An 18385-nucleotide genomic window follows, 5' to 3' on the forward strand; every position below is an offset into this window, starting at 1 on the left:
ACCCTGTATGAGCCTGTCACTTCTCAGTCGCTATGCCTTCTTCGCCGCCTGTGTGCTGTTCACCCTGGCGAGCCTGCCGTTCACCCACCACGAATGGCTGTGGCCGTTCACCCTGAGCACCGGCATCCTCAGCCTCATCGGTCTGTTCGACCTGTTGCAGCAACGCCACGCAGTACGCCGCAACTATCCGATCCTGGGCAACATCCGCTATCTGGTCGAGGCCATTCGCCCGGAAATTCGCCAGTACCTGCTGGAGGCGGACAGCGACGCCCTGCCGTTCTCCCGCGCCCAGCGCTCGCTGGTTTACGCAAGGGCGAAGAACGAAGCCTCGGACAAACCCTTCGGCACCCTGATCGACGTGTACGAGTCCGGCTTCGAATTCATCGGCCACTCCATGCGCCCGGCGCCATTGGCCGACCCGGCAAGCTTCCGGGTCATCGTCGGCGGGCCGCAATGCAGCCAGCCATACTCAGCGTCGATCTTCAACATATCGGCGATGAGCTTTGGCTCGCTCAGCGCCAACGCCATCCGCGCCCTCAACCAGGGCGCCAAGCTGGGCAACTTCCACCATGACACCGGCGAAGGCAGCATCAGCCCCTATCACCGCGAGCATGGCGGCGACCTGGTCTGGGAACTGGGCAGCGGCTACTTCGGGTGCCGCACGCCAGACGGGCGCTTCGACCCCGAACGCTTTGCCGCCCAGGCACGCAGCCCGCAGGTGCGGATGATCGAAATCAAGATGAGCCAAGGCGCCAAGCCCGGCCATGGCGGCATCCTGCCCAAGCACAAGGTGACCCGGGAAATCGCCGAAACCCGTGGTGTGCTGATGGGCGAAGACTGCATATCGCCGTCGCGCCACAGCGCCTTCTCCACCCCCATCGAGATGATGCAGTTCATCGCCCAGTTGCGCGAGCTATCTGGCGGCAAACCGGTAGGTTTCAAGTTCTGCCTGGGCCACCCGTGGGAGTTCATGGGCATCGCCAAGGCCATGCTGGAAACCGGCATCCTGCCCGACTTCATCGTCATCGACGGCAAGGAAGGCGGCACCGGCGCGGCGCCGGTGGAGTTCACCGACCACATTGGCGTACCGCTGCGCGAAGGGTTGCTGTTCGTGCACAACACCTTGGTTGGCCTGAACCTGCGCGACAAGATCAAGCTGGGCGCCAGCGGCAAGATCGTCAGCGCGTTCGACATTGCCAGCGTGCTGGCCATTGGCGCTGATTGGGCCAACTCGGCGCGCGGCTTCATGTTCGCCATCGGCTGCATTCAGTCGCAGAGCTGCCACACCAACAAGTGCCCGACCGGTGTGGCCACGCAAGACCCTCTGCGCCAGCGTGCGCTGGTGGTGCCGGACAAAGCCCAGCGGGTGTTGAACTTCCACCACAATACCTTGCGTGCCCTGGCCGAAATGCTTGCGGCAGCGGGCCTGGAGCACCCGGCGCAACTGGAAGCCAAGCACCTGGTACGGCGCATCTCGGCCACCGAGATCAAACTGTTCTCGCAGATGCATGTGTTCTTGAAGCCGGGTGAACTGCTGACTGGCGAGGTGAACGGGCAGTTCTATTCGCGCATGTGGCAATTGGCGCGGGCGGACAGCTTTGAACCGAACAGCGAAGTGGCGGCCTGATAGAACCCTGGGGCTGCTACGCAGCCCATCGCGACACAAGGCCGCTCCTACAGGCGACCGCGCCAGCTGCATGGGTCGCGGTCGCCTGTAGGAGCGGCCTTGTGTCGCGAAAGGGCCGCAAGGCGGCCCCAGCCATTTCAGATCAGGAGGCAGTACTGGCCACACCCTGCGCATCTTTCGGCGCCAGGCGGAATGCGTAGTACAGCACCGTCAGCAGCACCAGGAACGCCGGGCCGATGTACAGCGCCACGCGGGTATCCTCGAAGTACGCCATCAGGCCGACCACCAGCACCAGGAAGGCCAGCGCCAGATACGAGCTCAACGGCCACAGCCACATGCGGTATTTCAGCGCCTTGCGTTCAGTGGAGCTCAGGCCGGCGCGGAACTTCAGTTGCGCCAGCAGGATCATCACCCAGGTCCAGATCGCGCCGAAGGTGGCGATCGAAGTCACCCAGACGAAGACCTTCTCCGGCACCAGGTAGTTGGCCAGCACGCCCAGCAGCAGCGCACCGATCGACAGCAGCAGCGCGTTGCGCGGCACGCCGTTCTTCGACGTACGGGCGAAGGCCGCCGGGGCCTGGCCGTTCTGCGCCAGGCTGTAGAGCATGCGCCCGGTGCTGAAGATGCCGCCGTTGCACGACGACAGCGCTGCAGTGATCACCACGAAGTTGATGATGCCGGCGGCGGTCTTGATGCCCAGGCGCTCGAAGGTCATGACGAACGGGCTGCCCTGACTGCCGATTTCGCTCCAAGGGTAGATCGACAGGATCACGAACAGCGCACCGACATAGAACAGCAGAATGCGCCAGAACACCGAGCCGATGGCCTGCGGGATGGTCTTTTGCGGGTTGCGTGCTTCACCGGCGGTCAGGCCGATCATTTCCACGCCCAGGTAAGCGAACATGACCATTTGCAGCGACATCAGCACGCCGGTCACGCCATTGGGCATGAAGCCGCCGTTGCTCCAAAGGTTGGAAATACCCACTGCCACGCCGTCATTGCCGAAGCCAAAGGCAATGATGCCGATGCCGCCAAGGACCATGGCGATGATGGTGACGATCTTGATCAGGGCGAACCAGAACTCGAATTCACCAAAGGCCTTGACGGCCACCAGGTTGACCGCCCCCATGCTGCCCAGCGCCGCCAGGGCCCAGATCCAGCGTGGTACGTCGGGGAACCAGATGCCCATGTAGATGGCCACCGCGGTGATTTCGGCAACGCAGGTCACCAGCCACAGGAACCAGTAGTTCCAGCCGGTAAGGAAGCCCGCCAGCGGGCCTAGATAGTCCTGGGCATAACGGCTGAACGAGCCGGCGACAGGGTTGTGCACGGCCATTTCGCCAAGGGCGCGCATGATCACCAGGATGGCCAGGCCGCCGATGATATAGGACAACATGATGGCGGGGCCGGCCATTTCGATGGCCTTGGCCGAACCGAGGAAAAGACCGACACCGATACAGGCGCCCAGCGCCATCAGGCGGATGTGCCGTTCGCCCAGTTCACGCTTGAGCGGGCCGCCTTCAGCGGCCTGGCCGTGGGCAGAGTGGTTGCCGACTGGCATAGCAATACAACCTCATTTTGTTATTGGATTTGACCTTCGTGCAGCACCAGCCAGGCCGATAGGCGTGGCATTGGCTTGCCGAACTGGCCTTGTGGGCCGGCCCGAGTGCCGGAATAGAGCGCCCGGCGAGGCGAAGGGGGCGAGCAGTATAGGAAGACCCTTGCAGGTTTTTTCGCTGTATAAACAGGAATATTCAGCTAGATCTCTGGGGCCGCTTCGCACCCCATTCGCAGCACAAGGCTGCTCCTACAATGGATACGCATTCCCCTGTAGGAGCAGCCTTGTGCTGCGAATGGGGCGCGAAGCGGCCCAAAATCGCCCGGCCACCATAGCAACATCGCCGTATGAAGAAACCCACACCAAAGCCGCATAGCCCTACGCCACCCTTCTCTGTCTCTTACAAATTTTTCACCTGACCCGCTCAACGTCTAAGCTTCAGACAAGCAAGACGAAAATACCTGGCCGGATAGAAGACTATGGGCGCACTGTGGCAATCGGAACCAAGCAGAACGGAAGCACCCGAGATACCTCCGGCCGAGACGCCACAACCAAAGTCCCCCCGTCAGCGTCGGCTATGGTGGCGGCTGATCATCCTCATCCTGCTGGTGGCGCTGGTTGCCATCGGCTTCGCTGCATATGACGAATTCCGCACCTCCAACCTGCAGTCGCGGGAATTCAGCAAGCTGGCGAGCACCCTCACCTATTCGCTGCAACCAGGCCCCAGCGATGCCATCGTCTACCCCGGCGAAGGGCCGTTCGACAAACGCCTGGGCTACAGCGCCCTGGGCGAATTCCTGCCGCGGCTACTCAAGCGCGACTACCTGATCAGCGAGCAGGTGAAGTTCTCGCCGGCGCTGATGAACTACGTCGATCATGGGCTGTTCGCCCCCTATATCGAGAAAATCCAGGCTGGCCTGTCGATCACCGACTGCCGTGGCGACATGCTGTACCAGTACAACTACCCGCAACACTTGTACCCGGACTTTGCGGCGATCCCGCCGGTTATCGTCAACAGCCTGCTGTTCATCGAGAACCGCGACCTGCTCGACACCAAGGACCCGCGCAACAACCCGGCCGTGGACTGGCCGCGCTTCGCCAAGGCCGCCTACAGCCAGGTGGCCAAGTACCTGGCCCTGCCCGGCCAGTCCGCTGGCGGTAGCACCCTGGCCACGCAGCTTGAAAAGTACCGCCATTCACCGGACGGCCTGACCGTTTCCGGCGCCGAGAAGATCCGCCAGATGATTTCCGCCAGCGTGCGTGCCTATCAGGGCGGCCCTGATACAACCGAGGCGCGCCAGCGCATCGTGCGGGACTACCTCAACAGCGTGCCGCTGTCGGCAGTACCTGGGCATGGCGAAGTGCATGGCATGGCCGAAGGCCTGCGGGTGTGGTACGGCGCCGATTTCGACCAGGTCAACCAGGCCCTGAGTTCCACCGCCAGCGACCCTGAGAGCATGGCCGCACGCGGCCTGGCCCTGCGCCAGGTGCTGTCGTTGATGATTGCCCAGCGCCGGCCGTCGCACTACCTGTCCAAGGGGCGGCTCGAACTGGCCGAACTGACCGACGCGCACATCCGCGTGCTGGCCGCCAACAAGGTCATCGAGCAGCCACTGGCCGACGCTGCACTGGCCAGCAAGGCGGTATACCGCGACTGGGTGGCGCAACCGACCATCGTGCCGATCGTCACCAACAAGGGCATCAGCCTGGCACGCAACCGCCTGGCAGCCATGCTCAACCGCCCGCTGTACGATCTCGACCGGCTGGATGTGTCGGCCACCAGCACCCTGCAGTCCGACCTGCAGCTGCAGGTCAGCCAGTACCTGAAAAACCTTGCCGACCCTGAATTCGCGGCGCAGATCGGGCTGATCGGCGAACGCCTGCTCACCGCCAAGACCACCGATCAGGTGAGCTACAGCTTCACCTTGTTCGAGCGCACCGCCGACGGCTCGCGGGTGCGGGTGCAGACCGACAGCACCGACCAGCCATTCGACATCAACGAAGGCAGCAAGCTGGAGCTGGGTTCAACCGCCAAGTTGCGGGTGCTCACCACCTATCTGGAGATCATCGCCGAACTGCACGACAAATACGCCGGCAAGCCAGCCGCCGAGTTGAAGAAAGTCGAAGTCGCCGAGCTAGACCGCATCAGCCAGTGGTCGCTGGAATGGCTGGCGCAGAACAGCAAGAACCAGAGCCTGGACGCCATGCTCGATGCCGCGCTGGAACGCAAGTATTCGGCCAACACCGGCGAAGCCTTCTTCACCGGCGGCGGCATGCATGTGTTCAACAACTTCCGCAAGGAAGACAACAGCCGCAACCCAACCCTCAAGGATGCATTGCGCGAATCGATCAACCTGCCGTTCATCCGCCTGATGCGCGACCTGGTGCGCTACGTGACCTACCAGCAGCCGTACAACCGCGTGCCGCTGCTCAAGGACGACTCCGACCCGCGCCGCCAGGAATACCTGGCCCGTTTCGCCGACAAGGAAGGCACCAACTACCTGATGCGCTTCTGGAAGAAATACCAGCGCAAGACCTCGCAGCAGCGCCTGGACACCTTCCTCGACAGCATGCGCGTGACCCCGCAACGGTTGGCGGCCGTGCACCGCTATCTGTTCCCCGAGGCTGGCCAGGAAACCTTCAACGCCTTCGTCCGCGCCCACCTCAAGGGTGACAAGATCGTCCTGGGCAAACTGACCGATGGCCGCCTGTCGGAGATGTACGACGCCTATGGCCCGGGCAAGTACGACCTGCCCGACCAGGGCTATATCGCCAAGGTCCACCCACTGGACTTGTGGCTGCTGGGTTACCTGCTGAAGAACCCCGGTTCGACCTTGACCGAAATGGTCAATGCCAGCCGCTTCGAGCGCCAGGAGGTATACGGTTGGCTGTTCAAGAGCCGCCATCAGGGCGCCCGTGACAGCCGCATTCGCACCATGGTCGAAATCGAAGCGTTCCTCGACATTCACCAGCGCTGGAAGCGCGTGGGCTATCCATTCGACCACCTGGTACCCTCACTGGCCACCGCCATTGGCAGCTCGGGCGACCGCCCCGCCGCCCTTTCCGAGCTGGTCGGCATCATTCAGAACGACGGTGTGCGCCTGCCGACCTTGCGGATCGACACCCTGCACTTCGCAGCCAACACGCCGTACGAGACCAAGCTGGTCACCGACCCGGACCGAGGTGTCCGTATTCTGCCGGTCGAAGTGGCGCGCGCCCTCAAAGGCGCCATGTCGCAGGTGGTGGATGCGGGCACCGCACGGCGTATTTCCGGCAGTTTCAAGCTGCAGGACGGCACGCCATTGGTGATGGGCGGCAAGACCGGTACCGGTGACAACCGCATCGAAAGCTTTGGTGCTGGCGGCCGGCTGATCGGCTCGCGCTCACTGAACCGTACCGCTACCTTCGTGTTCTTCCTGGGCGACAACCATTTCGGCACCTTGACCGCATTCGTGCCGGGGCGCTCGGCAGAGGCCTTCAAGTTCACCTCGGCGCTGCCGGTGCAGGTGCTCAAGGGCATGGCTCCGATTCTCATGCCTTACCTGCAACCGGGTAATCCGAACGAGTGCAAGCCGCCGCAGGTTGCCGTGCATACAGCCACACCGCAAGGGGATACATCGAACAAATAGATGATAATCATCTGCAATTGAGGGCTTGTCTTTAGATATATCTTGAGTAATATCTTACGATATATCGCAAACGACGGAGCCCTGCCCCCATGCGCGAACATACCCCCCATGATCCCTTCGAGCGGCGCCCAGGTCGTGGCGAACGCGGCCCGCGCGTCTTCGCTCCCGGCGACCTCAAGCTGCTGATGCTGGCCCTGCTCGCCGAGCAGCCAGGCCACGGCTACGACCTGATCCGCCAGATCGAAAACCTGTTCGACGGTAGCTACAGCCCAAGCCCCGGAGTGATCTACCCCACCCTCAACTTCCTCGAGGAGGCCGAACTGATCAGCGGCCAGGTGCAGGGCAGCAAACGCCTCTATGTCATCACCGAAGCCGGCCGCACCGCCCTGGCCGAACAGGCCGTCGCACTGGACGGCGTGCGCATGCGCATCGAAGTCAGCAAGCGCGCCCTGCGCGGCCACGACCGCCCACCAGAGATTCATGAAGCGGTCGGCAACCTGCGCCACGCACTACACATGCACAGCGGCCGCTGGACACCGGAAGAAATCGAGCGGGTCCGCGACCTGCTCAACCACACCGCCAAGGCCATCGCCTCCGGGCCGGCCGAACCTGTCCCGGAGACACCCCATGAGTGACACCATTCACCGCGTCAACCACGAAATCCGCCAACGCCACCTGCAGGTGCTGCGGGTCACCGAACTGACCCCGCGCATGCGCCGCATCACTCTCGGGGGTGCCGAGCTGCAAGGTTTCACCAGCGTGGGCAGCGACGACCATATCAAGCTGCTGTTCGCCGAAACGCCGGAGCAACAGCAAGCCATCGAGGCTCGCAACCTGGGCCGAGAAGGTGGCGCACGGCCTACCATGCGTGAATACACGCCACGGCGCATCGACCTGGTGGCCAATGAACTGGACATCGACTTCGTGCTGCACGGCGATGGCCCCGCATCCACCTGGGCCGCCCAGGCGGCACCCGGGCAAACCCTGGACATCGCCGGGCCGCGAGCTTCGATGGTGGTGCCGGACATCTTCGACAGCTACCTGCTGATCGGCGACGAAACCGCCATTCCGGCCATTGGCCGCCGCCTGGAGGAATTGCCAGCGGGCCGGCAGGTACTGGCGGTTATCCAGATCGAAGACGAGCAGGAACGCCAGCCACTGCCAAGCAAGGCAAAGGTGGAAGTGATCTGGGTACGTCGCCAACAGGAAGACTTGCTGGCGCTGGTGAAGAACCTGACCTTGCCGCAGGGCCGGTTGTACGGCTGGGTGGCACTGGAAAAAGCCCTGAGCCGGCAGGCCAAGGCACTGTTGCTGGAGAAAGGCTTGCCTGAGGATGCGCTCAAGGCTGTGGCCTACTGGCGTGCCGACGGGACTGCGGACGACGAATGATTGTTTATCGCCTGCACTGGCCCTATCGCCGGCAAGCCGGCTCCCACAGGTACCCGCAGCGCTCAAGGGCTGCGCTGTCGTGCAGAGAACCAATATCGCACGTCTGACGCGTCCTTTGTAGGAGCAGCCTTGTGCTGCGAAGAGGCCGGTACAGCCAATAGACAGGCTTTGTCAGCACCGGCCTCTTCGCAGCACAAGGCTGCTCCTACAGAACCTCGCCGAACCAATGAGTCATGTGTTGTTCTATGAGAGCTGGCTTGCCGGCGATAGGGCCAGTGCAGGTCAAGCCAATCTGTGCAGCCCCCGCCACCGATCCAGCCCCAGCAACACCAGCCCAATCCCCCAGAACCCCGCCAACACCCCCAGGGCATTGAGCACTACCTGCCCATACCCCAGGCTCGCCACGTCGATGAACGGGTAGGCATACACGCCAATCTCGCTCCCACGCCAAAGCGCGTAGGCAAAATACGTCGCCGGATAAACCGCCCAGACCAGCAGATGCCATAGCCGCAACCTACCTTTGGGCACCTTGCACCACCAGTACAAGGCATATAGCACGGGCATCACATCGTGCAGCAACTCGTCCGCCAGCCATTGCCAGCCCTGCGGTTGCCACAAGTGACGCAAAAGCACGCTGTAGGCCAATGCCACCAGCACGATGCTGGCAGCCACTGCGGAACTCACCGAAGGCGACAGGAAAAAGCGTTTGGCACGGCCTTCCCGGCCAAACGCCGCATAACTGAGCACCGTTGCCACCAGGGTGTTGGTCAACACGGTGAAATACCCGAACACATTGATCAGGCCACCCACCAGACTGGCCTGTTCCTGCCAGCGCGCCAGCAGCACCAGATACACCTGCACGGTCAGGCCGAACCAGCCCAGCACGGCCATGCCGGTCAGCCAGGGGCGACGCGGCATGTCAGGCCTGACGCTGCAGCTTCACGTACAGCTGCTCGACCTTTTCCCGTGCCCACGGCGTCTTGCGCAGGAAGGTCAGGCTCGACTTGATGGTCGGGTTGCTTTTGAAGCAGCGCACATCGATGCGCTCGGCCAGGCCCTGCCATTGGTAGTGCGCCACCAGCTCGGTGAGGATCTGTTCGAGGGTCTTGCCGTGCAGCGCGTTGTGTTGGGCCGTGCTCATGCCAGTGCTCCGTAGGAAAGATGCGCACCTTACACGAGTGTAGTGGTGGGTGGGATCAGGTGAGTCAACAGAAAAACCGCTGGCCAGGCGCAAAACCTCTGTGCTGAAATAGAGATGTTATATTGTAACAATACAAAAGCATCTGCCAAGGAACGCCCCATCCCCATGCTGTACACACCGCTTCGCCTCTCTCCCCTCGCCGTCGCGCTCTGGCTTGCCGCACCACCCAGCCAAGCGGTGGAGCTTGAACCCCAGGTCATCACCGCCAACCCTTTGGGTAACAGCCAGCTGGCCGCCCCCAGCACCGTGCTCGAAGGCGACAACCTGCTGCAACAGCAGCACGGCAGCCTCGGTGAAACCCTGAACAAGCAGCCCGGAGTCGCCTCCACCTGGTTCGGCCCTGGCGCCAGTCGCCCGGTAATTCGTGGCCTGGATGGCGACCGAATTCGCATCCTGCGCAATGGCGTCGGCGCCCTCGACGCTTCATCACTGTCCTACGACCACGCCGTGCCGCTGGACCCGGTGACCGTCGACCGTGTCGAGATCGTCCGTGGCCCGGCCGCCCTGCTCTACGGCGGCAACGCCATCGGCGGCGTGGTCAATACCTTCGACAACCGCATCCCGGATACCCCCATCGAGGGCATCCACGGTGCCGGTGAACTGCGCTACGGCGGCGCCGATACCACTCGTAGCAGCGCTGGCAAGCTGGAGGCCGGCAACGGTGCCTTCGCCCTGCACCTGGATGCCAACAGCCGCCAGTTCAACGACCTGCGCATCCCCGGTTACGCGCGCAGTTCCAAGGTGCGCGATGCCGACGAACCCGGCAGCAAGCACCGCCTGGAAAACAGCGATGGCCGCCAGGACGGTGGCGCCCTGGGTGGCGCCTACCATTGGGACCACGGTTACGCCGGCCTGTCGTACAGCCGCTACGAAAGTAACTATGGCTCGGTGGCCGAGCCAGGTGTGCGCCTGGACATGAAGCAGGACCATTACGCCTTCGCCTCCGAGCTGCGCGACCTGGACGGCCCGCTCACTTCGATCAAGGTCGATGCCGGCTACACCGACTACGAGCATCGTGAAATCGAAGAAGGCGAGGTCCACACCACCTTCAGGAACAAGGGCTATGAAGCACGTATCGAAGCTCGCCACCAACCGCTCGGGCCGGTAGAAGGCGTGATCGGTGCCCAGGTCAGCCGCAACGAATTCTCCGCGTTGGGCGAGGAAGCCTTCGTCCCGCACACCGACACCGACAGCCTGGCGCTGTTCATGCTGGAGCAGTGGCAAGCCACCGAGCGCCTCAACCTGAGCCTGGGTGCACGCATGGAGCACACCCGGGTCGATCCGGATGCCAAAGGCAACGAGAACTTCGCCAACGCCGACAGCGCCAGCAGTTTCAACGCCTTCAGTCTGTCTTCCGGGGCGGTGTACCAGCTCGACCCGGTCTGGTCGCTGGCCGCCAACCTCGGCTACACCGAGCGCGCCCCGACCTTCTACGAGCTGTATGCCAATGGTGCCCACGTGGCCACCGGAGCCTTTGAAGTCGGCGATGCCAGCCTGAACAAGGAAAAAGCCGTTTCCGCCGACCTGGCCCTGCGTTTCGACAACGGCACCCACAAGGGCAGTGTCGGGGTGTTCTACAGCCACTTCCGCAACTACATCGGCCTGATCAGCACCGGCACCATCCGCGAGGGGCATGACCACGATCATGATGAGGATGATCACGATCATGACCACGGCGGTTTCCCGGAGTACCAGTATCAGGGCGTGCGGGCGCGATTCTATGGCATCGAGGCCCAGGATCGCTGGCAGCTGGCCGAGAACCGTTACGGCAGCTTCGCGTTGGAAGTGTCTGGTGACTACACCCGGGCCAAGAACCTGGACAGTGGCGAGCCGCTGCCCCGCATCGCCCCGCTGCGCCTGAACAGCGGCCTGGTCTGGGAGCTGGACCGCTGGCAGGCGCGGGTCGACGTGCAACACGCTGCGTCTCAGCATCGCAAACCGGCCAACGAAACCAGCACTGATGGCTATACCACGCTAGGGGCCAGCGTTGGTTACCGCTTCGAAGTTGGCCAGAGCCAGTGGATGGCGTTTGTGCGCGGCGAAAACCTGACGGACCAGACCGTGCGCTATGCCAGTTCGATCCTGCGCGACATCGCCCCGGCGCCGGGGCGTAGTGTGGAAGTGGGTCTGCGTACCACCTTCTGATTGCAAATCAGTATCTGTGGGAGCGGGCATGCCCGCGAAGAAACCGACGCGGTGGATGACCGGCTCCGCCGGTGTTCGCGGGCGCGCCCGCTCCCACAAAGAGCTCGCAAGCTCTGGACTGTTGCCATATCAGCAACAATCCACTGCGACAATTTGTCTTTTTTTCTTACAACTTCCCCTATATCCTCCCCGCCGCAAGCTGAATCGCTTCATCGAAACCATCTTGTCGCCATATTCATTGAGGGGCCCGCCCTTCGATGCGCCTGCCGTTTATTCAATAATCAAAAGATAGCGCTATCTCATGCTCCAACTGCCCAAAACCTGTTACATCGGCCTTGCCCTCAGCGCCCTGGCGGCTCCCAGCAGCGCCAGCGAGATGTTCGCCAGCGATTCGCCATGGATGCTCGGCGACTGGGGTGGCACCCGCAGCGAACTGCTGGAAAAAGGCTACGACTTCACCCTCGGCTACACCGGCGAGATGGGCAGCAACCTGCACGGTGGCTACGATCACGACCGCACCGCGCGCTACAGCGACCAGTTCACCTTCGGCAGCCACCTGGACCTGGAGAAGATCCTCGGCTGGAACGACACCGAATTCCAGCTGACCATTACCGAGCGACACGGCGACAACATCAGCAACGACCGTATCAACGACCCGCGTGTCGGCGGCTTCACCTCGGCCCAGGAGGTCTGGGGCCGTGGCGAAACCTGGCGGCTGACGCAGATGTGGATCAAGCAGAAGTACTTCGATGGCGCACTGGATGTGAAATTCGGCCGTTTCGGCGAAGGCGAAGACTTCAACAGCTTCCCCTGCGACTTCCAGAACCTGGCCTTCTGCGGCTCGCAGGTAGGCAACTGGGTAGGTGGCATCTGGTACAACTGGCCGGTCAGCCAGTGGGCCCTGCGCGTCCGCTACAACCTCAGCGATGCGCTCTACGCCCAGGTCGGCGTGTACGAGCAGAACCCCTCCAACCTGGAGTCGGGCAACGGCTTCAAGCTCAGCGGCAGCGGCACCCAAGGCGCGGTAATGCCGATCGAACTGGTATGGAGCCCACAGGTCAATGGCCTGAAAGGGGAATATCGCGCCGGCTACTACTACAGTAATGCCAAGGCACAGGATGTTCTCAAGGACAGCAATGGCCAGCCGGCAGCCCTCAGCGGCGCCGCCTACCGCAGCAGTTCGAGCAAGCACGGCTTGTGGCTCGGCGCCCAGCAGCAGGTGACTTCGCTGGCGTCCGACCAGTCGCGTGGCCTGAGCCTGTTCGCCAACGCCACGGTGCACGACAAGAAGACCAATGCCATCGACAACTATGTTCAGGCAGGACTGGTATACAAAGGGCCATTCGACGCCCGCGCCAAGGACGACATCGGTTTCGCCCTCGCCCGCGTGCACGTCAACCCTGCCTATCGCAAGAACGCGCGTCTGGTCAACCAGGCCGCCGGCATCGACGACTATGACAACCCCGGTTTCCTGCCGGTACAGGACACCGAGTACAGCGCCGAGCTGTATTACGGCATCCACTTGGCCGACTGGCTCACGGTACGCCCCAACCTGCAGTACATCCGCCACCCGGGCGGGGTGTCGCAAGTCGATGGCGCCCTGATCGGCGGCCTGAAGATCCAGAGCAGTTTCTAACCCCTTTCTTGACCTGACGGAGAACCTACGATGAGCACTGAAGGTGCCAACAATGGAAGCCGCTGGCTACCGCGCCTGATCGGCGCGCTGCTGTTGCTGATGGGCCTGGCCCTGCTGGCTGGCGGCATCAAGCTGAGCCAGCTGGGCGGATCGCTGTACTACCTGATCGCCGGAATCGGCTTTGCCCTGTCGGGTATCCTGCTGCTGGCGCAACGCCGCATCGCCCTGGGCCTGTACGGCCTGGTACTGCTGGGCAGCACCGCATGGGCCCTGTTCGAAGTGGGCCTGGACTGGTGGCAACTGGTGCCACGCCTGGCCATCTGGTTTGCCATCGGCGTGGTCCTGCTGCTGCCTTGGTCGCGTCGTCCGCTGGTCGGCCCGGCCAGCAAGGCCAACACTGCGCTGCTCGGCGTTGCAGTGGTAGCATCTGGCGCTTGTGCCCTGGGCAGCCAGTTCACCCACCCCGGTGAAGTGTTCGGCGAACTGGGCCGCGACAGCAGCGAAATGGCCAGCGCCGCCCCGGCCATGCCCGACGGTGAATGGCAGGCCTACGGCCGCACCGAGCACGGCGACCGCTATTCGCCACTGCGCCAGATCACCCCGCAGAACGCTTACCGCCTGGAAGAGGCCTGGCGCATCCGCACCGGTGACCTGCCGACCGAAAACGACCCTGTGGAGCTGACCAACCAGAACACCCCACTGAAGGTCAACGGCATGCTCTATGCCTGCACCGCGCATAGCCGCTTGCTGGCCCTGGACCCGGACACCGGCGCGGAAATCTGGCGCTTTGATCCACAGGTCAAGAGCCCCGTCGGCACCTTCAAAGGCTTTGCCCACATGACCTGCCGTGGCGTTTCGTACTATGACGAAAACCGTTACGTCAGCCGCGACGGCAGCCCGGCACCGAAAATTACCGACGCCGGCCAAGCCGTGGCCCAGGCCTGCCCTCGCCGCCTCTACCTGCCGACTGCGGACGCCCGCCTGATCGCCATCAATGCCGACAACGGCAAGGTCTGCGAAGGCTTCGCCAACCAGGGCGTGATCGACCTCACCACCGGCATCGGCCCGTTCACCGCTGGCGGCTACTACTCCACCTCGCCAGCCGCAATCACCCGTGACCTGGTGATCATCGGTGGCCACGTCACCGACAACGAGTCGACCAACGAGCCATCCGGCGTGATCCGCGCCTACGATGTACACGATGGTCACCTGGTGTGGAACTGGGACAGCAACAACCCGGACGACACCCAGCCACTGGCCCCCGGCAAGATGTACAGCCGCAACTCGGCCAACATGTGGTCGATCGCCAGCGTCGATGAAGACCTCGGCATGATCTACCTGCCACTGGGCAACCAGACCCCGGACCAGTGGGGCGCCGACCGCACCCCGGGCGCCGAGAAGTACAGCGCCGGCGTGGTCGCACTCGACCTGGCCACCGGCAAGGCTCGCTGGAACTATCAGTTCACCCACCACGACCTGTGGGACATGGACGTCGGCAGCCAGCCGACCCTGGTCCACCTGAAGACCGACGATGGCGTGAAGCCGGCAATCATCGTGCCGACCAAGCAAGGCAGCCTGTACGTGCTCGACCGCCGCGACGGTACGCCGATCGTGCCGATCCGCGAGATCCCCACCCCTCAAGGTGCGGTGAAGGGTGACCACACCTCGCCAACCCAGGCCCGCTCCGACCTCAACCTGCTCGGCCCTGAGCTGACCGAACAGGCCATGTGGGGCGCCACGCCGTTCGACCAGATGCTGTGCCGCATCCAGTTCCGCGAACTGCGTTACGAAGGCCAATACACTCCACCGTCCGAGCAAGGCTCGCTGGTCTACCCGGGCAACGTCGGTGTGTTCAACTGGGGTAGCGTGTCGGTCGACCCGGTGCGCCAACTGCTGTTCACCTCGCCCAACTACATGGCCTTCGTGTCGAAGATGATCCCGCGTGAGCAGGTGGCCGAGGGCAGCAAGCGCGAAAGCGAGACCAGCGGCGTGCAGCCGAACACCGGCGCACCGTACGCAGTGACCATGCACCCGTTCATGTCGCCCCTGGGCGTACCGTGCCAGGCCCCGGCCTGGGGCTATGTCGCCGCCATCGACCTGTTCACCAACAAGGTGGTGTGGAAGCACAAGAACGGCACCACCCGCGACAGCACCCCGGTGCCGATCGGCCTGCCGGTTGGCGTGCCGAGCATGGGCGGTTCGATCGTCACCGCTGGTGGCGTCGGCTTCCTCAGCGGTACCCTGGACCAGTACCTGCGCGCCTATGACGTGAACAACGGCAAGGAACTGTGGAAAGCCCGCCTGCCCGCGGGTGGCCAGGCCACGCCGATGACCTACACCGGCAAGGATGGCAAGCAGTACGTGCTGGTGACTGCCGGCGGGCATGGCTCGCTGGGCACCAGAATGGGCGACTACATCATCGCTTACAAACTGGCTGAGTAATCCAGAGATGCGGCAGTGAACCTGCTGCCGCATTCGCGGGTAAACCCGCTCCCACAGGTACGGCGCTGCCCCCAAGTTCGGCGCCGTACCTGTGGGAGCGGGTTTACCCGCGAAAAGGCCGGTACAGGCATCACTCCTCTCTGCACCCTTCAACTACCATTGAAACCCATCCCCCCGCGCCCCATCTAAGCACCATAGTCATTCACGCAGGTGCCCCATGAGCGACCAGCAGGATTTCCCGGAACATCCCGACGAACACAGCGAAGTCGAACACACCACACCCCAGGCCGAAACCGGCCACGCCCTCGCCCTGCCCGGCCAGCAGCTGCCGGACGAGGTCTACGTGATCCCGATCCACAACCGTCCGTTCTTCCCGGCCCAGGTGCTGCCGGTCATCGTCAATGAAGACCCTTGGGCAGAAACCCTGGACTTGGTAGCCAAGTCGCCAGACCACAGCCTGGCCCTGTTCTTCATGGATACCCCGCCAGAAGACCACCGCCACTTCGATACCTCGGCGCTGCCGCAGTACGGCACGCTGGTAAAGGTGCACCACGCCAGCCGCGAAAACGGCAAGCTGCAGTTCGTCGCCCAGGGCCTGACCCGGGTACGCATCCGTAACTGGCTCAAGCACCACCGCCCGCCGTATCTTGTAGAGGTCGAATACCCGCGCCAGCCCGCCGAGCCGACCGACGAGGTCAAGGCCTATGGCATGGCGCTGATCAACGCGATCAAGGAACTGCTGCCACTCAACCCGCTGTACAGCGAAGAGCTGAAAAACTACCTCAACCGCTTCAGCCCCAACGACCCCTCGCCGCTCACCGACTTCGCCGCCGCCCTCACCTCGGCCACCGGCAACCAGTTGCAGGAAGTGCTCGACTGCGTCCCCATGCTCAAGCGCATGGAAAAGGTCCTGCCGATGCTGCGCAAAGAGGTCGAGGTCGCGCGCCTGCAGAACGAGATCTCGGCCGAAGTCAACCGGCAGATCGGCGAGCACCAGCGCGAGTTCTTCCTCAAGGAACAGCTCAAGGTCATCCAGCAGGAGCTGGGCCTGACCAAGGACGACCGCAGCGCCGACCTGGAGCAGTTCGAGCAGCGCCTCGAGGGCAAGACCTTGCCGGACCAGGCGCGCAAGCGCATCGACGAAGAGATGGGCAAGCTGGCCATCCTCGAAACCGGCTCGCCCGAATACGCCGTCACCCGCAACTACCTGGACTGGGCAACCGCCCTGCCCTGGGGTATGTACGGCAAGGACAAGCTCGACCTCAACCACGCGCGCAAGGTCCTCGACCAGCACCACGCCGGCCTCGATGACATCAAGGAGCGCATTCTCGAGTTCCTTGCCGTGGGCGCCTGGAAAGGCGAGATCAGCGGCTCGATCGTGCTGCTGGTGGGCCCGCCTGGGGTAGGCAAGACCAGCATCGGCAAATCCATCGCCGAATCGCTCGGCCGGCCGTTCTACCGCTTCAGTGTCGGCGGCATGCGTGACGAGGCCGAGATCAAGGGCCATCGCCGCACCTACATCGGCGCCCAGCCCGGCAAGCTGGTGCAGGCCCTGAAGGACGTCGAAGTAATGAACCCGGTGATCATGCTCGACGAGATCGACAAGATGGGCCAGAGCTATCAGGGCGACCCGGCTTCAGCGCTGCTGGAAACCCTGGACCCGGAGCAGAACGTCGACTTCCTCGACCACTACCTCGACCTGCGCCTGGACCTGTCCAAGGTGCTGTTCGTGTGCACCGCCAACACCCTGGACTCGATCCCCGGGCCGTTGCTCGACCGCATGGAAGTGATCCGCCTGTCCGGCTATATCACCGAAGAGAAACTGGCCATCGCCAAGCGCCACCTGTGGCCCAAGCAGCTGGAAAAGGCTGGCGTGGCCAAGACCAGCCTCGGCATCAGCGACAGCGCCCTGCGCGCGGTGATCGAAGGCTATGCCCGCGAAGCCGGGGTACGCCAATTGGAGAAACAACTGGGCAAGCTGGTGCGCAAGGCAGTGGTCAAGTTGCTGGACAACCCCGAAGCCAAGCTGAAGATCGGCACCAAGGACCTGGAAGCTGCGCTCGGCATGCCCGTGTTCCGCAGCGAGCAGGTGCTGGCCGGCAAAGGCGTGATCACCGGCCTGGCCTGGACCAGCATGGGCGGCGCCACGCTGCCGATCGAAGCCACCCGCATCCACAGCCTCAACCGCGGCTTCAAGCTGACCGGCAAGCTGGGTGAGGTGATGAAAGAGTCGGCCGAAATCGCCTATAGCTACGTCAGCTCCAACCTCAAGCAGTTTGGTGGTGACCCTGGTTTCTTCAACGAAGCGTTCATTCACCTGCACGTGCCCGAAGGCGCCACGCCCAAGGACGGCCCGAGTGCCGGTATCACCATGGCCAGCGCCCTGCTGTCGCTGGCCCGTGACCAGGCGCCGAAGAAAGGGGTGGCCATGACTGGCGAGCTGACCCTGACCGGGCAGGTACTGCCGATTGGCGGTGTGCGCGAGAAGGTGATTGCAGCACGGCGGCAGAAGATCTTCGAGCTGATCTTGCCGGAGCCTAACCGTGGGGACTATGAGGAACTGCCGGACTACCTGCGCGAAGGCCTGACCGTGCATTTCGCCAAGCGCTTCGCCGATGTAGCCAAAGTGCTGTTCTAGCCAGCACTGGCCTCTTCGCGGGTAAACCCGCTCCCACAGGGATAGCGTTGGGCTTGAGCCCAGTGAGATCACTGTGGGAGCGGGTTTACCCGCGAAAGGGCCGGCACAGGCAACACAAAT

Annotated in this window: 11 protein-coding genes; 8 read left to right on the top strand and 3 right to left on the bottom strand. The window is 63.2% G+C overall.

Features of this window, described 5'->3' with window-relative positions:
• Positions 1-7: 7 nt before the first annotated feature.
• Positions 8-1627, top strand: a complete 1620-nt coding sequence (locus RR51_RS12730; protein ID WP_039613721.1) for an FMN-binding glutamate synthase family protein — start codon at positions 8-10, stop codon at positions 1625-1627.
• 142 nt (positions 1628-1769) lie between these two features.
• On the opposite strand, the gene RR51_RS12735 is transcribed toward RR51_RS12730, so the two are convergent.
• On the bottom strand, positions 1770-3188 hold the full coding sequence (locus RR51_RS12735) for an amino acid permease (protein ID WP_013973978.1): 1419 nt from the start codon (positions 3186-3188) through the stop codon (positions 1770-1772).
• 476 nt (positions 3189-3664) lie between these two features.
• On the opposite strand from RR51_RS12735, the gene RR51_RS12740 reads away from it, so the two are divergent.
• The 3 genes from RR51_RS12740 to RR51_RS12750 all read left to right on the top strand — a co-directional run bounded on the left by RR51_RS12740 (position 3665) and on the right by RR51_RS12750 (position 8203).
• Positions 3665-6814 (top strand): transglycosylase domain-containing protein, encoded by a 3150-nt coding sequence (locus RR51_RS12740; RefSeq protein ID WP_039613722.1) that lies wholly within the window; start codon positions 3665-3667, stop codon positions 6812-6814.
• Positions 6815-6903: 89 nt separating this feature from the next.
• Positions 6904-7449 (top strand): PadR family transcriptional regulator, encoded by a 546-nt coding sequence (locus tag RR51_RS12745; RefSeq protein ID WP_039613723.1) that lies wholly within the window; start codon positions 6904-6906, stop codon positions 7447-7449.
• Positions 7442-8203 carry a siderophore-interacting protein gene (locus tag RR51_RS12750; RefSeq protein ID WP_039613724.1) on the top strand — a complete coding sequence of 254 codons (762 nt, stop codon included), beginning with the start codon at positions 7442-7444 and terminating at the stop codon, positions 8201-8203. The genes RR51_RS12745 and RR51_RS12750 overlap by 8 nt, the downstream gene beginning before the upstream one ends.
• 282 nt (positions 8204-8485) lie before the next feature.
• Here the strand turns inward: RR51_RS12750 and RR51_RS12755 are convergent, their stop codons facing one another.
• Positions 8486-9121 (bottom strand): Pr6Pr family membrane protein, encoded by a 636-nt coding sequence (locus tag RR51_RS12755; protein WP_039613725.1) that lies wholly within the window; start codon positions 9119-9121, stop codon positions 8486-8488.
• A gap of 1 nt (position 9122) precedes the next feature.
• A complete protein-coding gene (locus RR51_RS12760; RefSeq protein WP_003252112.1) occupies positions 9123-9344 on the bottom strand; it encodes a VF530 family DNA-binding protein in 222 nt (73 codons plus the stop codon).
• 165 nt (positions 9345-9509) lie between these two features.
• Here RR51_RS12760 and RR51_RS12765 point away from each other — a divergent pair, with 165 nt between their 5' ends.
• The 4 genes from RR51_RS12765 (at position 9510) to lon (ending at position 18265) form a co-directional block, all read left to right on the top strand.
• Positions 9510-11549, top strand: coding sequence for a TonB-dependent receptor (locus RR51_RS12765; RefSeq protein ID WP_039613726.1), 2040 nt, complete (start codon positions 9510-9512; stop codon positions 11547-11549).
• Positions 11550-11850: 301 nt separating this feature from the next.
• Positions 11851-13185, top strand: coding sequence for a carbohydrate porin (locus RR51_RS12770; protein WP_013973984.1), 1335 nt, complete (start codon positions 11851-11853; stop codon positions 13183-13185).
• A 30-nt stretch (positions 13186-13215) separates the two neighbouring features.
• Entirely contained in the window at positions 13216-15627 is a 2412-nt protein-coding gene (locus RR51_RS12775; RefSeq protein WP_039613727.1) for a glucose/quinate/shikimate family membrane-bound PQQ-dependent dehydrogenase, read from the top strand.
• A gap of 217 nt (positions 15628-15844) precedes the next feature.
• On the top strand, positions 15845-18265 hold the full coding sequence (gene lon, locus RR51_RS12780; RefSeq protein ID WP_039613728.1) for an endopeptidase La: 2421 nt from the start codon (positions 15845-15847) through the stop codon (positions 18263-18265).
• The last annotated feature ends 120 nt before the right edge of the window (positions 18266-18385 follow it).

The organism is Pseudomonas sp. C5pp, assembly GCF_000814065.1.
GTDB classification, from domain to species: Bacteria; Pseudomonadota; Gammaproteobacteria; order Pseudomonadales; family Pseudomonadaceae; genus Aquipseudomonas; species Aquipseudomonas asiatica.

What these genes read in the sequence shown, in the direction of transcription:
- RR51_RS12730 (WP_039613721.1), top strand. Translation starts at nt 8, where the DNA reads ATGAGCCTGTCACTTCTCAGTCGCTATGCCTTCTTCGCCGCCTGTGTG.
- RR51_RS12735 (WP_013973978.1), bottom strand. Translation starts at nt 3,188, where the DNA reads ATGCCAGTCGGCAACCACTCTGCCCACGGCCAGGCCGCTGAAGGCGGC.
- RR51_RS12740 (WP_039613722.1), top strand. Translation starts at nt 3,665, where the DNA reads ATGGGCGCACTGTGGCAATCGGAACCAAGCAGAACGGAAGCACCCGAG.
- RR51_RS12745 (WP_039613723.1), top strand. Translation starts at nt 6,904, where the DNA reads ATGCGCGAACATACCCCCCATGATCCCTTCGAGCGGCGCCCAGGTCGT.
- RR51_RS12750 (WP_039613724.1), top strand. Translation starts at nt 7,442, where the DNA reads ATGAGTGACACCATTCACCGCGTCAACCACGAAATCCGCCAACGCCAC.
- RR51_RS12755 (WP_039613725.1), bottom strand. Translation starts at nt 9,121, where the DNA reads ATGCCGCGTCGCCCCTGGCTGACCGGCATGGCCGTGCTGGGCTGGTTC.
- RR51_RS12760 (WP_003252112.1), bottom strand. Translation starts at nt 9,344, where the DNA reads ATGAGCACGGCCCAACACAACGCGCTGCACGGCAAGACCCTCGAACAG.
- RR51_RS12765 (WP_039613726.1), top strand. Translation starts at nt 9,510, where the DNA reads ATGCTGTACACACCGCTTCGCCTCTCTCCCCTCGCCGTCGCGCTCTGG.
- RR51_RS12770 (WP_013973984.1), top strand. Translation starts at nt 11,851, where the DNA reads ATGCTCCAACTGCCCAAAACCTGTTACATCGGCCTTGCCCTCAGCGCC.
- RR51_RS12775 (WP_039613727.1), top strand. Translation starts at nt 13,216, where the DNA reads ATGAGCACTGAAGGTGCCAACAATGGAAGCCGCTGGCTACCGCGCCTG.
- lon (WP_039613728.1), top strand. Translation starts at nt 15,845, where the DNA reads ATGAGCGACCAGCAGGATTTCCCGGAACATCCCGACGAACACAGCGAA.